The 17145-nt window shown below is 58.4% G+C and carries 14 protein-coding genes, 1 tRNA gene and 1 pseudogene; 10 read left to right on the top strand and 6 right to left on the bottom strand.

The genetic code is table 11. From position 1 onward, the window contains the following. Positions 1-51 precede the first annotated feature (51 nt). The 4 genes from RLW41_RS21660 (at position 52) to RLW41_RS21645 (ending at position 6091) form a co-directional block, all read left to right on the top strand. Complete coding sequence (locus RLW41_RS21660) at positions 52-1311, top strand: threonine ammonia-lyase (RefSeq protein ID WP_409560050.1); 1260 nt, start codon at positions 52-54, stop codon at positions 1309-1311. A 578-nt stretch (positions 1312-1889) separates the two neighbouring features. After that, the gene (locus tag RLW41_RS21655; protein WP_414462836.1) at positions 1890-4229 is read left to right on the top strand and encodes a DUF4384 domain-containing protein; all 2340 of its coding nucleotides are present in this window, start codon (positions 1890-1892) and stop codon (positions 4227-4229) included. 277 nt (positions 4230-4506) lie between these two features. Continuing rightward, on the top strand, positions 4507-5685 hold the full coding sequence (locus RLW41_RS21650) for a decarboxylase (protein ID WP_013947930.1): 1179 nt from the start codon (positions 4507-4509) through the stop codon (positions 5683-5685). A gap of 13 nt (positions 5686-5698) precedes the next feature. After that, positions 5699-6091: an ester cyclase gene (locus RLW41_RS21645; protein ID WP_414462835.1), complete on the top strand. Its 393-nt coding sequence runs from the start codon at positions 5699-5701 to the stop codon at positions 6089-6091. Positions 6092-6114: 23 nt separating this feature from the next. Here RLW41_RS21645 and msrA read toward each other — a convergent pair whose 3' ends face one another. The 3 genes from msrA to RLW41_RS21630 all read right to left on the bottom strand — a co-directional run bounded on the left by msrA (position 6115) and on the right by RLW41_RS21630 (position 8275). Then, complete coding sequence (gene msrA / locus RLW41_RS21640) at positions 6115-6858, bottom strand: peptide-methionine (S)-S-oxide reductase MsrA (protein WP_414462834.1); 744 nt, start codon at positions 6856-6858, stop codon at positions 6115-6117. Between the two features lie 175 nt (positions 6859-7033). Continuing rightward, the gene (locus RLW41_RS21635) at positions 7034-7582 is read right to left on the bottom strand and encodes a YSC84-related protein (protein WP_409560046.1); all 549 of its coding nucleotides are present in this window, start codon (positions 7580-7582) and stop codon (positions 7034-7036) included. A 210-nt stretch (positions 7583-7792) separates the two neighbouring features. Then, positions 7793-8275, bottom strand: coding sequence for a hypothetical protein (locus RLW41_RS21630; protein WP_409560045.1), 483 nt, complete (start codon positions 8273-8275; stop codon positions 7793-7795). 254 nt (positions 8276-8529) lie between these two features. On the opposite strand from RLW41_RS21630, the gene RLW41_RS21625 reads away from it, so the two are divergent. Next, positions 8530-8919, top strand: a complete 390-nt coding sequence (locus RLW41_RS21625; RefSeq protein ID WP_414462833.1) for a hypothetical protein — start codon at positions 8530-8532, stop codon at positions 8917-8919. Positions 8920-9415: 496 nt separating this feature from the next. Continuing rightward, a complete protein-coding gene (locus tag RLW41_RS21620) occupies positions 9416-10306 on the top strand; it encodes a hypothetical protein (protein WP_414462832.1) in 891 nt (296 codons plus the stop codon). A 93-nt stretch (positions 10307-10399) separates the two neighbouring features. On the opposite strand, the gene RLW41_RS21615 is transcribed toward RLW41_RS21620, so the two are convergent. Then, a complete protein-coding gene (locus RLW41_RS21615; RefSeq protein WP_414462831.1) occupies positions 10400-12877 on the bottom strand; it encodes an arylsulfatase in 2478 nt (825 codons plus the stop codon). Positions 12878-13297: 420 nt separating this feature from the next. Here RLW41_RS21615 and RLW41_RS21610 point away from each other — a divergent pair. From RLW41_RS21610 to RLW41_RS21595, 4 genes and pseudogenes are all read left to right on the top strand, one after another. Beyond that, positions 13298-13594, top strand: a pseudogene (locus tag RLW41_RS21610) (LysR substrate-binding domain-containing protein); the annotation flags it as partial. A gap of 207 nt (positions 13595-13801) precedes the next feature. Beyond that, complete coding sequence (locus RLW41_RS21605) at positions 13802-14389, top strand: DUF2585 domain-containing protein (protein ID WP_414462830.1); 588 nt, start codon at positions 13802-13804, stop codon at positions 14387-14389. Positions 14390-14537: 148 nt separating this feature from the next. Then, the gene (locus RLW41_RS21600; RefSeq protein WP_414462829.1) at positions 14538-14855 is read left to right on the top strand and encodes a hypothetical protein; all 318 of its coding nucleotides are present in this window, start codon (positions 14538-14540) and stop codon (positions 14853-14855) included. A 127-nt stretch (positions 14856-14982) separates the two neighbouring features. After that, positions 14983-16101, top strand: a complete 1119-nt coding sequence (locus tag RLW41_RS21595) for a hypothetical protein (protein WP_414462828.1) — start codon at positions 14983-14985, stop codon at positions 16099-16101. Between the two features lie 132 nt (positions 16102-16233). Here the strand turns inward: RLW41_RS21595 and RLW41_RS21590 are convergent. Both RLW41_RS21590 and RLW41_RS21585 read right to left on the bottom strand, forming a co-directional pair. Further along, positions 16234-16308, bottom strand: a tRNA-Val gene (locus RLW41_RS21590). A gap of 91 nt (positions 16309-16399) precedes the next feature. Further along, a complete protein-coding gene (locus tag RLW41_RS21585; RefSeq protein ID WP_414462827.1) occupies positions 16400-16924 on the bottom strand; it encodes a hypothetical protein in 525 nt (174 codons plus the stop codon). Positions 16925-17145 lie beyond the last annotated feature (221 nt).

Here is a 17145-nt window from a genome sequence, read left to right as displayed (position 1 = left end):
TGCCGAGCAATATGCTAAGGAAAGACCTTCCATTAAACCCCCCGGACGATAATGACAAATTTGGCGAAACTTGATTCCCGGCCCCTATCCGTAACCTATGGCGATGTGGTCCGCGCGGCAGAGGCTATCCGCGGGGCCGTCGTTCCGACGCGCTTCGAGCCGAGCCGAACCCTCAGCACCCTTCTCAACGCCGAAATCTGGCTGAAGTTCGAGAACTTGCAGTTCACCGCGTCCTACAAGGAGAGGGGGGCCTTAAACAAGCTCCTGTCGCTGTCGGACGTCGAGCGGCAAAATGGCGTGATCGCCATGTCGGCCGGAAATCACGCCCAGGGTGTGGCCTATCACGCCCACCGTCTCGGCATCCCGGCAACAATCGTGATGCCGGCTTCGACGCCCACCATCAAGGTCGAGAACACCCGCAGCCATGGGGCCGAAGTCATTCTCGAAGGTCAGACGCTGGAAGAATCCTACGCCTTCGCCGTCGCCTATGGGGCCGAACGCGGCATGGCCTTCGTTCATCCGTTCAATGATCCGGCCGTGATTGCGGGGCAGGGAACGGTTGCGGTCGAGATGCTGGCGGTCGCGCCAGACCTCGATGTGCTGATCGTGCCGATCGGCGGCGGCGGATTGATCTCGGGCATGGCTGTCGCCGCGAAGGCGATCAATCCAAAGATCAAGATCATCGGCGTCGAGGCGCAGCTCTACCCCTCAATGCTCAACGCCGTGAAACATGCCTCGTTGCCCGTCGGCGGCGATACCCTCGCGGAAGGCATCGCCGTCAAGACGCCGGGCAGCCTGACGCAAGAGATTGTCGAAGCCCTGGTCGACGACATTCTGCTCGTCTCAGAAGCCGATCTCGAACGCGCCGTGTCACTACTGATCACGATCGAGAAGACGGTCGTCGAGGGCGCAGGCGCCGCCGGGCTCGCCGCGCTGATCGGCGCGAGCAGGCTTTATAAGGGCCGCAAGATCGGGCTGGTTCTCTGCGGCGGCAACATCGACACGCGGCTGCTGGCCAGCGTTCTGACGCGCGAGCTTGCCCGTGACGGCCGCCTGTCACGCCTTGCCATCGACCTTCCCGACCGGCCCGGCCAGCTCGCCAAAGTCGCGGGCGTGATCGGTGGTGTTGGCGCCAACGTCGTCGAGGTTTATCATCAGCGCGTCTTCACTGACGTTCCGGCGAAAGGCACCGAGCTTCACCTTGTCATCGAAACGCGCGATCGCGCCCATCTCGATCTGGTCGTGACGGGCCTCAAAGAGGCGGGCTATTCGGTGATGGTGAAGAGTTCGACCGGCGCCGGAGCGCCCTGACCGTCAGAAAACAACGCGCAAAAAAATGGGCCCTCGGCTTTTGCGGAGGGCCCTAAGTGGATCGTTGGATCGGGGAAGAGTCGGATCGAAATTGACGAGGCATCGAAAATATTGCGGCTACCTCGAAGTGAACTGGACGGGGAGCGGAAATTTCAACTTGGTATCGTCTTGAAGCTTATTGAAAATGAGCGCGCCAATCAGAAGTCCGCAGCTTGCCAGAAAACAAATCGCCATACCGGCACGCGTTAAACGATCGACCGTGGAGTTTTGATCACTGGCTGCCTTGAGATCCATCGCACAAGCCCGCCTTCAATCTATTGAAGTAAGCTTCTTGTAACCGACTTTTACGAGGCGGTCGATTTTGAAGTCTTGCGATGACTAATCACTATACGATCGAATTAAGGAACTGTTTACGCCTGTAAACAAGGCGTAAACCCGCGCTCCGATTTGGCATTCCAATAGATTGGGAGACGGACCGCCGGTCGCCACGTTACAGCCGCGCCTCCGCTTTAGGGATGCGCGAAGATACAGCGGCCAGAGACGGTCTTGGGCCTGGAAGACGAAACACGAGAGACGACGTGCAATTCGAAGACGTGATGTTTTATGCGCGGCTGTTGGCAGGCCTGCTGACTTTCGCCTGTTTCGGCGCGCTCGGTGCCGTTGCGGCGGACCCGCAAGCCGCGTCGGCGCCAGCCTCGTCGTCCGCATCGTCTGCCGTGCCGTCGCGCCCCGAAGAGCCGCTCGCGGCGAAGGCCTATAGCATCCTCGATACCTACTGCGCGCGCTGCCATCAGACGGGCAAGCTTGAACGCCCGCTGGCGTCAGGCGGCCTCGCGAATATTCTCGATATCGACGATCTGGCGCGCGATTCCATTTTGGTGAAGCCAGGTTTCCCCGACGCTTCGCGTCTGTACGACGTTCTGGAAACGCGTCACGCCCCACTCGATGTTTTTATCGGCGCCAACGCGGCGGTGGAACCGCAGCCGGACGACATTCTCGCCCTTCGTCGCTGGGTGAAGGATCTTCCCGATACCGCTCAAACGTGTCCGTCGCGCCGGCCGATCAGCCTTACCGACCTCGACAAGCTGATGCGGGACGCCCAGCGTCTGGAACGCGAGCAAGGCAAGGACGTCCGCTTCATTTCTCTCGCCCACCTCTACAACGCGTGCGCGACACCGGACGAAATGGCGGCATATGCGGCCGCGCTGAACAAACTGATGAACGCGCTCTCCTGGGCGCCCGAACCCATGAAGCTGACGCCGCTCGATGCCGCTGGAACGGTGCTGTCGTTCCGGCTTTCAGATTTCGGCTGGGACGCGGCGCGCTGGGCGATGATCGAAGACGCCTATCCGCCCGCGCTCGTTCACGCCGTCGCGCCGGACATTTTAAAAACTGCGCAGACGAAAGCGGTCATCGTCAACGGCGATTGGCTTGCCGCTGCCGCAGGCGAAACGCCGCTCTATTACGGTCTTCTTGGCATCCCGCAGAAGCTATCCTCTCTTGCCGCCATGAACGGTGCGAAGATCGACGACGATATTCGTGCTGGATCCGTCCGCCGCATTGCCGTTCGCGAGAGCGCAGTGACGCGCGGCAATCGTTTGATCGAACGCCACCCCGGCGATCATGCGGGACTGTGGCTGGTCTACGACTTTGCAACCAGTACCGGCGATCAGAACGTTTTCGATCACCCGTTGGGCCCCAAATCCGCAACCAGCGCCGCGGCGCCCTTCAAGGCGGATGAAGTTCGCGCGCTGTTCGCGCTACCCAACGGCTTTTATGCGTTCGCGCTCTACGATGCGTCGGGCAACCGCATCGATCGGGTACTGCCGGGCATTGAGAAGCCATACGCGGGCGATGAGGCCAACGCCGTTGAGCCGACAACGACGGCCGGCACCGATTGCTTTGCGTGCCATACCGAAGGATTGGTCAAAGCCAAGGATGATTTCAGGCCTGCTGGTCCGGTCGATATCTCATCCGCACCGATGCCAGCCGATCGCCGCACGGCGCTGCCGTTGTTTGGCACGGACAGCGAAAACATGCTCCTGATGCTTGGCGGCACGGATCGCTTCCGCGCCGCCGCCAAATCGGTCGGCGTCGATCTCAACCTTCGAATTCACGGCGAAGAGATGGTTTCGGGTCTTGCTCGCCGCTATCGCGAAGGCGCCGATTTTGAGGTTGCGCTGTCCGAGACGGGCCTCGAGCGCACAGACTTCCTGAAAGAGCTTTCAAACGCCAAAGGCCAAGCCGCGCCGCTCGCCCGCCGCCTTCTGCACGGCGTGCTGTCGCGCGCGCAGCTCGAACGACTGTTTTCGCTGCTCAAAGGCATAGACAAGCCGAAGCAGACGGCATCCGCGGGGTTTCTGCGCGAAGTAAAGACAGACATTGGGCTCAGCATGTGGCTCGATAAGCCACGCCCGGTTCCCGGAGACCTCGTGACGATCAAGGCCGAAGCTGACAACGACTGCTACCTGACAATCATCAGCGTCGATGCCGAGGGCGTTGGGACCGTGCTGTTTCCGAGCGATTTCCAGCACGACAATCTGATCAAGGCCGGAAAGCCAGTGAGCGTCCCGCCGGCCGATGCACCGTTCCAGCTTCGCTATAAAGCAGCGGGCAGCGAGACGATTCTAGGTCGCTGCTCGACCAGCGCTACGCCGCCGGTCGGCATTGAGCACGACTTCGTGCATCAGCGCTTCACGGTACTCGGTAACTGGGAAAACTTCATTCGCGACACGCTCGTCACCGACTGGGAGATGCGCGCCAACCCGGAAAAGGCCGAGCGCGCCCGTATCGCCCGGGCTGGCGCCATCAGCCGCCGCGAAGCTCAGGGCGAGCGCATCGAGCCACCGCGGCCCGACATCGTGACGGATCGGCCACTACGCGACGGTCGCGCAGTCCTCATTCTCGGCCTTCGCTGACGTTTCGAACGCGGCGCCAAATGCCTGAGAACAGGGCGCTTCATAAAATTGTCGCAAACGGTAGGTGCCGAAACGCATCGCTCTGTATGCCAATTGCATCCCGCCACTCGCGTTCGGGAGAGAATCCGACAACCCTAAAAAGCGTTTGGGTTCGGAAAGGCTTTACAGAGGGAGCCGAGGTACCTAAATGCACCCCTTCAACATTGTGTCCAGAGCCGACATCGCTCGGCTGCCGCGCGCGAAACCGGATAGCGCTTCCTCAGGAGGTTCTTTCGCGATGGAGAAGTTTGCCACCGCCCTTGAAATGGTGACCGAGATGAAGCCGGATCTTCCGGTCTTCGCCGCGCGTCCCCACGCTGCGGGACGTGCCGCTCGGTGGTTCATCAACAACTTTCCGGGCGAGGTCGCTTACGCTTACAAGGCGAACAGCTCCGTCTTTCTTCTCGGCGCGCTTTACGGTGCGGGTATCAAGCAGTTCGACGTCGCCTCTGTCGCCGAGCTTGAGGACGCCGCAACGATCCCCGGCGTGCGCCTGCACTTCATGCATCCGGTGAAGTCGCGCTACGCCATTCGCCGCGCCTACTTCGATTACGATATCAAATGCTTCGCGCTCGACACTGAAGACGAGCTGCAGAAGATCATCGAAGAGACGGACGGCGCGAAAGACCTTGAGCTGTTCGTACGCGTCTCGGTTCCGGCCAAGAACAGCCGCGTGCCGCTGGAGCACAAGTTCGGTATCTCCGGCCAGAAGGCGCAGCGCCTGCTCGTCAAGGCGCGCCAGGTCGCCGACGAACTCGGTATCACCTTCCATGTCGGCTCGCAGACGACGACGCCCGACGCCTACGCGATGGCGTTCGAGGAAGTGAAGAAGCACATCGTTAAGGCTGGCGTCGTGGTCGACGCGATCGATATCGGCGGCGGTTTCCCGTCACGCTACACCGATAGCGTGCCCGCACGGCTGTCCGACTTCATCGAAGTCATCAAAGCGTCGATGGCGAAGATGCCCGTGACCGAGGATTGCCGCTTGATCTGCGAGCCCGGGCGCGCGCTTGTCGCCGAAGCCGAAAGCCTGATCGTGAAAGTCGATCTGCGCAAACCGGGCAACCAGCTTTTCATCAACGACGGTTCTTATGGTGCGCTCTTCGACAGCGCGCATCTGGGCTTCGTTTTCCCGGTTCGCCTCATTCGTCCGGGCCTCGATCCGAACGAGCCGCTGGAGCCGTTCGAGTTCTGGGGACCGACGTGCGATTCCATCGATCACATGAAGGGGCCGTTCATGCTGCCTGCTTCGGTGCGCGAAGGTGATTACATCGAGATCGGCAATCTCGGCGCCTATGCCCGCGCGATGGGCACGCGCTTCAATGGATACGGCGAATACATCGACGTCATCCTGCAGGACGAGCCGATGTATTCGATCTACACGGAAGATCTCGAACCGATCGCGCGCAACGCCTGATAGTCGGTTAGGCATGGAAAGCGACAACATCGCGGATATCTACCGCGAGTACATTGCGTGCCTGAATAATCGGGACTGGGACCGGCTAACTGCATTCGTTGCCGACGACGTCACGCGCAACGGCAAGCCGCTGAGACTTTCCGGCTATCGAGAAATGCTGGAGCGCGACGTCTCGGAAATTCCCGACCTCCGATTTCACATTCTGCTGATGGTTTGCGAACCGCCCTTTGTTGCAAGCCGTCTGGGCTTTGATTGCACGCCAAAAGGCAGTTTTCTCGGGCTCACCGTCAATGGCCGGAGGGTGTCGTTCACCGAGAACGTCATCTACGAATTTCAGAACGCGAAGATCCAGCACGTCTGGTCGGTCGTAGATAAAGCTGCGATTGAGGCTCAGATCAAAGTCTGAGCCTCTTACGCAATCGCGTGACCTTAGTTCGACGCCTTCGCGAGCGCGACCAACTTCGGCTCGGCCCGATAGTTCTCCGGGAACAGCCGCTTCAGATTGGCGACCTTCGGCAGGTCGTTGATTACGATGTACGGATAGTTTGGATTCAGCGTCAGAAAATTCTGATGATAGTTCTCGGCCGGAAAGAACGTGCGGCCGGGCTCCACCGTCGTGGCGATTTTGTCTGGGAAGATATGCGCGGCATCGAGCTGTGCGATGTAAGCCTTCGCGACGTTCGCCTGTTCCGCCGTCATCGGAAAAATCGTCGAACGATACTGCGTGCCTGAATCCGGCCCTTGACGGTTGAGTTCGGTCGGATCGTGCGCCACCGAGAAATAGATCTGCAGCAGCTTACCGTAGCTGATCTTCTGCGGATCGAACGTCACTTGCACGGATTCCGCATGACCCGTCGCGCCCGTGCCGACGATCTGATAGTGCGCATCCTGCGCGTCGCCGCCGGTATATCCGGAGACCGCGTTTTTCACGCCGACAACGTGCTGGAACACGCCCTGAACGCCCCAGAAGCAGCCGCCTGCCAGCACAGCCGTTTCAAGATGCGCGCTTTGAGGCGCGGGCTCATCGATGGCGGGCGGCGGCACGCGCGTGCCTTCCTCTGCATCGACGCCTACGCCGCCGACCGTACTCAGAACAAAGACGGCGGCCGCAACGGTGACGATTGAAAAGAAAATGCGGTCGGACCGCAAAAGAGATTTGAACTGGATTGCCATGGACGTCTCCGGGGGGATTGGTCGTGTGCTTCCGCACACTCCAATACCTACGTCTGCCGTGCGCAATCCGTTACGCGAGCGTCCGCGGTAACGTCTTGTTGAACCTTACCGCTTGCACGCGGAATGCGCCTCGGCGGCTTTAGAAAGCGGCCGAGGCGACGCGAGATAAATTGCGTTAGCGCGATATGCGCGAGATCTTCGACCCTTCGAGCGTCAAATTATACATGAGCCCCTTGGGGTCGAGGATGAAGCCGACGACCGGGCTCGTGATCTTGTTGGTGTCGATTGATCCGCCGACGCCGACCGTGATGATTGCCACTGAAGCGTCTGCGCCGACCTTCCATCCCGCGGTTTTGCGAAACTGGCGCAGCGCCTCGGGTGTCATGAACGCGATGATGACCGATCGCGCCTGCACACCGATCTGAAAGCCGAACGAGCCCGAAACGGTATTGTAATAACCGGCGGTGCGGCCGCCGATCAGCAGCGCGCCTTCGCCATATTCCCCGCCGATGCCAAAGCCCGCCTTCACGACGGACGGAAACACCAAAATACCGACAGCCTTGTGCGCCAGCTCGCGCGCGCCGCCGACCTGGCGGAAAAATCGCTGCATGGTCTCATGCACGCCGGCATCGATCTCTGGTCCCGATTCTGCGCGGCTTGCCGGCGACGCTGCGACGAGCGCGAACCACGCGACAAGCGCCACGCTAAGGTGTCTGATGAACATTTTGTGTCTCCCTCGTGCCCCGACCGACGCTTGCCTGCGCTTCATGGCCGAATTTCGCTTGCAGGCCAAAAATTCGGCCCGCGGATTAAGTCGGCGATTAACGGTGTTCGGCAGCAAACACAAATGCCGGATGCTGATTTTCCGGCGAGGCGAGTATTGGGGGAAGGGCGGGCCACCATACGATGAGGTCCGCGTCCTTGGGATGGAAGGCTATCGGATCGTCAGCCAAATCAGCGCCATAGCTGTTGCGCCGACAGCCAGACTGACCGGAAGGAGCGCGATCTGAAGCATGGCCTCGCGTCCGCTCACGAGGCCCGTCGCGATGTCGACTCGGCCGTGGAGAAACTGGCGGAAGCTGCGACGCTGGCCGGCCGCGCGGTCATTCGCGGCGCTGTTGGAATTATAGGCGCCGAGAGTAATACCGCCGAGATACATCGCCGAGATGATCGTCACGATGGCAACAGCCAGACCGGTACGGAGGTCGAACGCGCCAAAACACGTCCAGCTCAAAACCAGGAACCAGGCGCAGGAGGCGAGGCCGATGACGACAGGTGCCGGATGCACGGAGAGGTCATAGCTAGGCACGGCTTCGGCCGTCGGCACATGCGAGGCGGTGACCGGACGGGGCCTTTGAGGGAGCCAAACCTCGGCCTGGCGAGGGAAGCGATCGTTCAATAGGGATGCGAAAGCCATGAGACTATTCCTTCTTTCGTTCGTCTCCCGGAACGGTCACACCCTGCGGCGTCGCTCCGGCCATGAACCAAAGATCGATAGTTCAGACCTATAAATCCAACGCATTGGTCCAATTGAACCAATTTGGAAAAGAGATTGAATTGCTGTTCTCCAGCGCCACCTCATCTCAAGTTTGACTGTTGAAATCCCCGTGTTGTTGTTCCGCTACTTACGCGCGACTGCTGAGGTGTCGGTAGAGTTTCGCGGAGAGGTCGATGCAATCTATCGAAGCCATTTTGGATTTTTTCAGCCGTCTATTTGCAGGCGCAAATTCTCTTTCTTGGCCGCTCGTCGTTTTGCTTTTGCTGCTCTTCTTTAGGCGCGCCGTCTGGGACCTTTCGACCGCGCTCGTGAACGTTAGCCAACGCGTTCGTCGCCTTGGAGACATCGATTTTCAAGAACAGGAACCTGGGCAGGTGGTTGCCGCTCCAGATGTCGCGGAAGCGGCTTTGGCCGACGTCGTCGATAACGACCCTGATCTTCAACCATGGATGGAGAATACGCGCAAATTCTTCAGCAGGCGAATATTCCCGCAAATCAAATCCGTGCGCGCCTCGTCCGAGCATGGGCCTTCGCCAATCGTGCGCGATCTTTCGACGATATAGGCCGAGTTATTTTCAGAACCCAGGTTGCAGCACTGCGCAGAATTGCTCAAAGCGGTGTTGACGGCCGTGGTCTAAGACGTTTTCACCGCGAGCACGTTTGGGATTGCCGATTGCAGTCGATATGTGAGCGCATAGCCCTACCTGCGTGCCCATTAACCGATCCCAATACCGTCCGCACGCGCCCAAATTCGATGAGCGCTGCAGCCGCAGACCAGATCCGCAATGAGTTTCAGTGCATCAGGCCGCCGAGATAGGATGATTGCCGTGAAGAGCTCTGGAACTGCTGTGATCCGGCTCATTTTCGAGACTTTCGTTTGCCTCCCGAAGGTTAGCTCGACCCCAAGGAAGCGCACAATAACTGCATCTTCAGATCATAAATCCGGTTCAAAACAAAATAAGCAGTCGACGGATTTATGTTGTCCCACGGTCACGGCCAACAATGGAAACTGGTGCTAAATTCGAGTCGCGGGACCACGCTCTTCATGAGGGCTTCCAGATGAAACATCGCCTCAAAGCCGCGGTACTAATTATTGCTTCCTGCACTGTCGTTGGATCAGCTGTTTCGGCAGGTAGTGCGGAGCTATCGCATGGATCTTCGCCGACAACTGAGGACGGAAATTGGTCCGTCATCTTCACGACCTACGGCTGGATCCCTTGGCTATCAGGTAATACGGTGATCAAAGGGCGGTCGTTCGACGTCAGTGTCGACCCGAGCGATCTGTTGGGGCATTTGGACTGGTCTACACTACCAGCGTGGATGAGCTATGCCGAAGCTCGCCGCGGCCCGGTCGGACTCTTCAACGATATCGTTTATGCGAGCTTCAGCGGTTCGAAAGGTTTCGCGAAGGACGGGGAGCACGCCACGTTCTCAGGCAATATCTCAGCTGATTACACGCAAGTGACGGTCGAGGCCGGTGGCGCTTATGAGATTTGGCAGGGTCGCAATCCTGTGCTTATGGGAACCTCCGCATTCGACGTGTTGGCCGGCGCTCGCTATTGGCATCAGGACAGCGTGGTTTCCGCCGATTCCGTGACGACCCTGAATGTTGCCGGCCTCGAGTTTGAAAATGGCCGTTGGTTTGCAAAATCAGGTTCGGTCAACTGGGTTGATCCGTTCGTCGGAGCGCGTCTTCGGAACAAGATCGGCCCCGGAGAGGAACTCGACGTTCGTGCGGATTTCGGTGGCTTCGGCGTGGGCAGTGATTTCTCTTGGCAGGTGCTTGCGACTTACAATTGGCAGATGTGCATTCTCGATGGTCATGTGCTTGACGGCTACGTCGGATACAGAGCCCTTTCGGTTGACTACTCGCAGGGTTCTGGGACATCGAGATATGAATACAATGTGCTTCAACAGGGCCCTGTCGTCGGCACAACGCTGCATTTCTAGCGCAAGAACGACTTTTGCGCTCGATCGAGGGGCTTAACGCCCCCCAACTCCTCATACCCGACGCCGACAGCGGCAAAGATCGGGGAGGGACCCCTAATCCTTCGCCTTCGCATTTTGCTCTTCCATCGTCTTGTGGTCCTCTTCGGACAACTGCTCCGGTCCAATTTTGTAGGTCAGCTTGTCAATTCTGCCGGTAAACCGGAAAGGAAGTTTGTAGCTGCTATCAACTGGCGTGCGGGTGTCCATACCGATGTCTAGTGACTCATCGAGCGCCATCAAGAACGGAATTGTGTGTTCGACCTTCTGCTTCGACAGTTCCCTGCTATCGACGGAGAGCACACCTGTTCCACCCTTGCCGAGACCGGGACCGTCGTATTTGAAATCGAACACGATCGTGTGCTTGCCGGGTGCGAGTGGGGATCCCGCTAACCAGTCCTCGGCTCCGATTCCGCCTTCCCAGCGATAGCGCTTCAAGTTGAGCATGTTGTAGACGAAGACCGGCTTGCCATTGAGCAGGTAGAGCCCATAGCCACCAAAGCGACCGCCCATCGTCGCGATCATGCCGTCGGAACCACCTTCGAGAATAGTCACGTCAGCGGTGATCGTATAATCGCGATTCAGAAGGCTCGGCGCATTACCGACCGGGATGCCTACGTTTTCTCCTTCATATGTGAAGATGGATCGGCCAGCGGTCGCACTCGGACGCGGCGTCAGCAGCCGCGGCAACACCGAGTTGTCGAGCGGCAGAACCTGGTATTTCTTCGCTTCGGTGAGAAACAGCGCTTGCAGCTCCTGGAGTTTCTCCGGCTCCTTCGCGGCAAGATCGTTAGCCTGCGAGAAGTCATCAGCAACATTGTACAGTTCCCATTTGTATTGCTCGACCGGTGGCAGTGGTTTCGTCCCAAGGAGCCACGGCGGGGTCGGTGGCGTCGTGCAGGCATACCAGCCGTCGTGATAAATGCCGCGGTTGGCAAACATTTCGAAGTACTGGGTATCCCGCTTCGACTTCGTATTCGCATTCGCCTTATCAAAGGTGTAGGCCACGCTGATACCTTCGATCGGCTTCTGCTTGATGCCGTCGACCAACTCGGGCGGTTGGATTCCGGCTGCGTCAAGGATGGTCGGCACAATATCAATCATATGATGAAACTGCGTGCGGATGCCGCCAACATCTGTGATGTGGCCCGGCCAGGAAATAGCCATTCCCTGGCGCGTGCCTCCGAAATGCGATGCGATTTGCTTGACCCATTTGAATGGCGTATCGAATGCCCACGCCCACGGGACAGCCATATGCGGATACGTTTCGTCCGAGCCCCACGACTCGTAATAGCGGAGGTATTCAAGTTCCGGCAGCTTCAGCACGCCATTAGCCGCGGTCATCCAGTTGGGCGTGCCCATCATAGTGCCCTCGGCGCTCGTGCCGTTATCGCCGTTGATGTAGATGATCAGCGTGTTATCGAGTTTGCCGATATCTTGGACCGCCTGTATCACGCGGCCAATCTCATGGTCGCTATAGGCTGTGTAGGCCGCAAAGACGTCGGCTTCACGGATCACGATCTTCTTCTGGATCTCCGAGAGCGAGTCCCACTTCGGCAACTCGTCCGGCCACGGGGTCAACTGTGTGTTCGCCGGGACTACGCCAAGCCGCTTCTGGTTCGCAAAGATCTGCTCGCGCAAATGTTCCCAACCATTGTCGAAGAGGTGCATGGCGCTGATCTTGTCGATCCACTCCTTAGTCGGCTGATGCGGGTCATGAGTTGCGCCAGGGACGTAATAAACGAAGAACGGCTTTTCCGGAGCAGAGGCATTCAGCTCCTTGATGTGCCGAATGGCATCATCCGCCATGTCGCGGACGAAGTTGTATCCAGGTTTGTCGAGCCATGGATAAACAGGCGTGTGATCGCGGAAGAGGTAAGGAGTCCACTGATCGGACTCGCCCCCCATGAAACCATAGAAATACTGGAAGCCCATGCCGCTCGGCCATTGGTCGAATGGGCCGGCCACGCTGTACTGGAATGAGGGCGTGTTGTGATTTTTACCGAACCACGATGTCGCGTAGCCGTTGTCTGACAATATCCGGCCGATGGTTGCGTTTTCGGGTCCGATGATGGAATCGTAACCTGGATAGCCAGTCGCCATCTCACCAATTTGACCGAACCCGACGGAGTGGTGATTGCGACCGGTAATCAGCGCCGCGCGTGACGGAGAGCAGAGGGCGGTCGAGTGGAATTGTGTGTAGCGCAAACCCGATTTGGCGATGCGATCGAGAGACGGCGTAGGTATCACACCGCCGAATGTGCTCGGAACTCCATACCCCGAGTCATCGGTCATTATCAGAAGCACGTTCGGTGCGCCCTTGGGAGGCACGACTCGCGGCGGCCACCACGGCTTGGAGTCAGGGGCGGTCTCGTTGATGACCCCGCCAAATTTGGGGGGCGCCGGCGGCAGCTGCCTTCCATCTATTGTCGTGGTGGTGTTGGGTGAACCGGGTGTGCCGGTAATCTGCTGTGACGAAGCTGGCGAGATGCCAAAAACAAATGTAAGGCCAACGGTTCCGAGAACAGCTTTCATGGCGTGTCTCCCACCTGGAAAGACGCTTTTTTCAATTTCTTTTCGTCTCGCGAGCATCGAGGAGATTCAACGTCACGATGCGAAGTCGTTCGTATACGTTGTTTTTCAAAGTAGGTTCGTGCGTACTGGGCCTATTTGAATCACGTTCTGACGGTCTGCTTTTTGCCCTTAGCGGAAGAGGCGGATCAGTCTGCTCGTAGGCGATCGGCGGCCAGCGAGTATTCGCATCGAAAATGCTGAAGGAGTTCGAGCGGCGCCAAAGTTTGTGAAGACCGGGGGAGGCTCACTTGGCACCGCTCGGATGCTCGCACGGGGGGAAGCGGAGCATCTTCGCCCGAGCGAGGGATCTCAGGCAAAGGTGATTGTATTTACACTGAGCAGTAATAATTTGATCTAACTCAATCGCCCGCCAGTGTTTGCCAAGTGATGGACGATTTCTTCGCCAAGCACGGGCTATCCGTCAAAAGCGAACAGAAGATCGACAATCTTGGGATGGCGATATCGTTGGTGGCGTCCACGCGGGCGCTAACGCTACTACCAAGATATGCGAAGGACTTCTTGACCTGGTCGTCCGTGACCAGCCGTCCGATCGAAGGCGAAGGCGCAATGATCGATCTCGTGGTCGGCTACAACAAGGCGAACCGCTCGCCGGTTTTGCAGCTCTTTCTTTCGCGGCTCAGCGACATTGTCTCGCGCATCAACGAGAGCCACGTCTAAAGCGATGTCAAATGATCCGGTACCGCTTCGCAACCGCAGACATCGAGTGGCTTCATCACATTAGCAGAAGTCGACTGCAAATTCGTCAGTGATCGCGACGTATAGCGGAGCACGCCCGCTAGTTGACGAAGACCGCTTTCGTCATGCCTGGGCGTAGACGAAGGCCAAGAGGAGCGCTAAGCGCAATTGGGGTGGGGAGGAACGCGGATGGCCTTTGGAAGCTCTACGCGCGTGTCGGCGCCACCGCTATATGTTTTTGCTCTTCTGATTGTCCTTGGCGCAGCGGTCGCTGAATACGCCATGGGCCGTGTGCCGATTTGCACGTGCGGCACGATCAAGCTTTGGCACGGGGCAGTCCAAAGCTCGGAGAATTCGCAACACCTGGCCGATTGGTATACCTTCACGCACATTGTCCACGGCTATCTTTTCTATTTTGTGCTGTGGCTTGTCGTGCCGCGCTGGAGCATACCGCAACGATTCCTTGCGGCAGTTGCTGTTGAATCGCTTTGGGAGGTTTTGGAAAACTCATCCTTCATCATCGATCGCTATCGAACAGCGACATTTTCATTCGATTATTATGGCGACAGCATCGTCAACTCCATGTCCGACATCGCGGCCATGGCCATCGGTTTCGCCATTGCCGCCCGCTTGCCGGTTGCGGTGACCGTCTTGCTGGGCATCGCCAGCGAAGCGCTTATGGCCTACGCCATCAGGGACAATCTGGTTCTTAACATCATCATGCTGATCCACCCGATCGACGCGATCAAAGCGTGGCAGGCAGCAGCGCCTCGATGACGCGCGCAAGCGCGGTCGAGAGATGAACATGTATCCCGCGTGCGGCAGGCCTAGCCTTTACGCTTTTCTAACCCCGTTCCCAAGCTACCTGACGGCTTGGAGTACATTTTAGAAAAACATCCATTACGATTCGCAGCCGCGCCGCCTAATGATCAGCGCACGCATGAATCGCACAAGGATTGTTTTGGTAATGCAAATGCTCGCTCGTTTGTCGGCAATAACCGCCATGGTCGCATTGACGTGCGCGAGCGAGGGAGTGTTATCCACTCCTGCTTCTGCGACCAGCGACTCGCTGCGCAACTCGCTCGCGCAGAAGAATTGTCGTCGGGGCACGTTCAAGGACTATTACCTTCAGGGCAACGGCGGCGATCCTCCGTCGAGCTACAAGGGTCGCGTTTACAAGCTCAGCCAAGATTATCCCTCGGAGCTCGAAGGAAGAATATCCCTGGCTAAAAATTCCGTTTAAAGATGGCGGTCCGGTAGATCCAGAGGCCTATCTGCGCGCTCTCCTGGACTATGGCCTGGAAGGCAACGTCGCGGCCGGCTTCTACGTCGAAGACAATAAAATCCGTAAATGGTACGGCTCGCCGTGGATGGATTGGAACACCGAAGTCGCTTCCGACTGGCCGGGGACCGACGGCCGCGAATTCGTGCACGGATTAACTCATGAATTCGACTCTGCCGGCAACACCTTCGGTGAGCGGCAGCTTGAGTTCGTCGACACGTGGGCTCAGGCTTACGTCAACGATCGATACGCATTCGCATTAGGCCAAGTCTATTGCGATCCTGACGATCCCAAGCCCGGCGCGCTCAATCCTGATCCAACAGGTTTGAACAGCATGCCGGATGGCGCGTTTGTCATCAAACTTCTGTTCTCGACGGTGACCGAGGAAGAATTGCCGACGGTGAAAGGCGCACTGGAGTGGGATGCCGATATCTTCGTCAACAAGAGCCCGCGCTTTCGCAACGAGGGGCCGTTGTCACGGTACGAGCGTCGTATTGGCAAGGTGCGCCTCATTCAGATCGATCTGCAAGTGCGCGACGAGCGCAGTCCTACGGGCTGGTTGCTCGGAACTTATGGCTATGACGGGAACGCCAAAGGCGAAACACCTTGGGCCCGCATGACGCCGCTCGGCCTGCAGTGGGGCAACAATCCTAAGGTCACCTACGCCGAAACGTGCAAAGGGCCGAACGGACCGTGCAATTATGAACCACTCACCGAACAGTGGATCAATCGTCAAGCCGTCAAGGATCTGGCAACTGCGCCGCTGAGCTTCAATCATCTGGGCTTCGGCGGCCGCCTCGCCGGCCCCGTAGATAATCCGAAAAGTTCGTGCATGGGCTGCCATCAGACAGCCGGCTTTCCGATGGTGCCTATCCTCGCGGAATTTGCGCCTAATGGAGCTATCCTCGGGCTCGACGCGGAAAAGCATCCCGAAACGGCGCAGGGCCTTCGCATGATGTACTTCGGCAACGTCCCGGGCGGCGCGGTCTTCAGTGATACTCAGCTCTATTCGAGCGATTATTCCCTGCAGCTTGCAATGGGCTTGCAGAATTTCGTCTCGCTCCGCTGTGCAAAGGACGCCCCGTCTCCGCGCCCCTCGCTTTGCGGACAACTCGCTGACTGGACGCGGCTGCAGCGCAAGGCCATCGACAGTGTGACCGTGTTTGGGACGCCTGGACCGGGCGGCGCACCGATCACTCCGAAGTGACAATAGATAAGCGCTTTCGGTAATTCACGTTCCTTCCACCGAGATACTTTGACCAGGCGGCATTACCTACAACCCTGCGCAAGTCACGGGGCACCGCGCCAAGCAGAAGAAATTCAATGATTTCAGGGGGGATGGTGGGCGGTATAGGGATTGAACCTATGACCCCACGCGTGTGAAGCGTGTGCTCTACCGCTGAGCTAACCGCCCGATTTGGGAACGGCCCTTATGCGAGGCGGCGGATCGCGCTGTCAAGCCGCAAACGGGCCGCGATCTGGGCCGGAAAGCCGCGGACGGCACATCACGGCTTGGCGGCTGGTGCAGGCGTCACCGTGGCGCTGGCGAGGATAGCCTCGATCGTAGCGCGGCTGGCGTGACCATCGGCCAATGCGCTCTTGGGTGCATAGGCAGTCACGATAGCGGCCCGACCTTCGCCGCCGATAACGAGCAGGAACCGTGACTCGGGGCCTTGTGCGCCCTTCGCCTCGGCCGTGACGAACGTATATTCGCCAGTCCGCTTTAGGCCGCCGTCGACGTAGGCCGGATCCGTGAAGCCGAGACTTTTCAGGTAGTCGAGAAACGCCGGTCCTTTGAATTCATGTAGCGCTTCGGGCGGTAATGGCGAAGCTTCGATTGTAATGCCGGAAGCATCCTGGTGGATCGCCGGAGGTTGGCTCGATACATCCTTGAAGTCGTCCGCCACTTCGACCGACACGGGACCGACCGTCGCGGTCTTCGCTACGGCCTCCGACACCATGACCAACGACAATACGAAAGCCGCGAGTAGGGCCGCAACAAGGCGTTGAAACGGAAACGTCTCGGGCATCTAAAACCTCAAGATTGAAGCACTGTTCTTGCTATGTGTCGTTGGCACCGACGCTCTCCCATACACTGCTGCCCCGTTGCAAGAGAAACTCGGCGTACCGCCGTGATTCGCTGCGTGGGCGCGCCGCGCCTCTCTCGTCAAAGTTGCCAAGTATCGCACCGCACCCTTGAAATTCGGGCATTTCCCTTGGGACGTGAGGCCAAGTGGACCTTGCGCCGAAC

The sequence above is a fragment of the Hyphomicrobium sp. DY-1 genome (assembly GCF_047497105.1).
Lineage (GTDB): Bacteria > Pseudomonadota > Alphaproteobacteria > Rhizobiales > Hyphomicrobiaceae > Hyphomicrobium_B.
Note: the sequence above shows the minus strand (reverse complement) of the source record. Positions and strands in the feature narration are given on the sequence as shown.

Bases quoted from the DNA above. Each gene is read 5' to 3' on its own strand.
- RLW41_RS21660 (WP_409560050.1), top strand. From the start codon at position 52: ATGACAAATTTGGCGAAACTTGATTCCCGGCCCCTATCCGTAACCTAT.
- RLW41_RS21650 (WP_013947930.1), top strand. From the start codon at position 4,507: ATGGAGAAGTTTGCCACCGCCCTTGAAATGGTGACCGAGATGAAGCCG.
- RLW41_RS21645 (WP_414462835.1), top strand. From the start codon at position 5,699: ATGGAAAGCGACAACATCGCGGATATCTACCGCGAGTACATTGCGTGC.
- msrA (WP_414462834.1), bottom strand. From the start codon at position 6,858: ATGGCAATCCAGTTCAAATCTCTTTTGCGGTCCGACCGCATTTTCTTT.
- RLW41_RS21635 (WP_409560046.1), bottom strand. From the start codon at position 7,582: ATGTTCATCAGACACCTTAGCGTGGCGCTTGTCGCGTGGTTCGCGCTC.
- RLW41_RS21630 (WP_409560045.1), bottom strand. From the start codon at position 8,275: ATGGCTTTCGCATCCCTATTGAACGATCGCTTCCCTCGCCAGGCCGAG.
- RLW41_RS21625 (WP_414462833.1), top strand. From the start codon at position 8,530: ATGCAATCTATCGAAGCCATTTTGGATTTTTTCAGCCGTCTATTTGCA.
- RLW41_RS21620 (WP_414462832.1), top strand. From the start codon at position 9,416: ATGAAACATCGCCTCAAAGCCGCGGTACTAATTATTGCTTCCTGCACT.
- RLW41_RS21615 (WP_414462831.1), bottom strand. From the start codon at position 12,877: ATGAAAGCTGTTCTCGGAACCGTTGGCCTTACATTTGTTTTTGGCATC.
- RLW41_RS21605 (WP_414462830.1), top strand. From the start codon at position 13,802: ATGGCCTTTGGAAGCTCTACGCGCGTGTCGGCGCCACCGCTATATGTT.
- RLW41_RS21600 (WP_414462829.1), top strand. From the start codon at position 14,538: ATGATCAGCGCACGCATGAATCGCACAAGGATTGTTTTGGTAATGCAA.
- RLW41_RS21595 (WP_414462828.1), top strand. From the start codon at position 14,983: ATGGATTGGAACACCGAAGTCGCTTCCGACTGGCCGGGGACCGACGGC.
- RLW41_RS21585 (WP_414462827.1), bottom strand. From the start codon at position 16,924: ATGCCCGAGACGTTTCCGTTTCAACGCCTTGTTGCGGCCCTACTCGCG.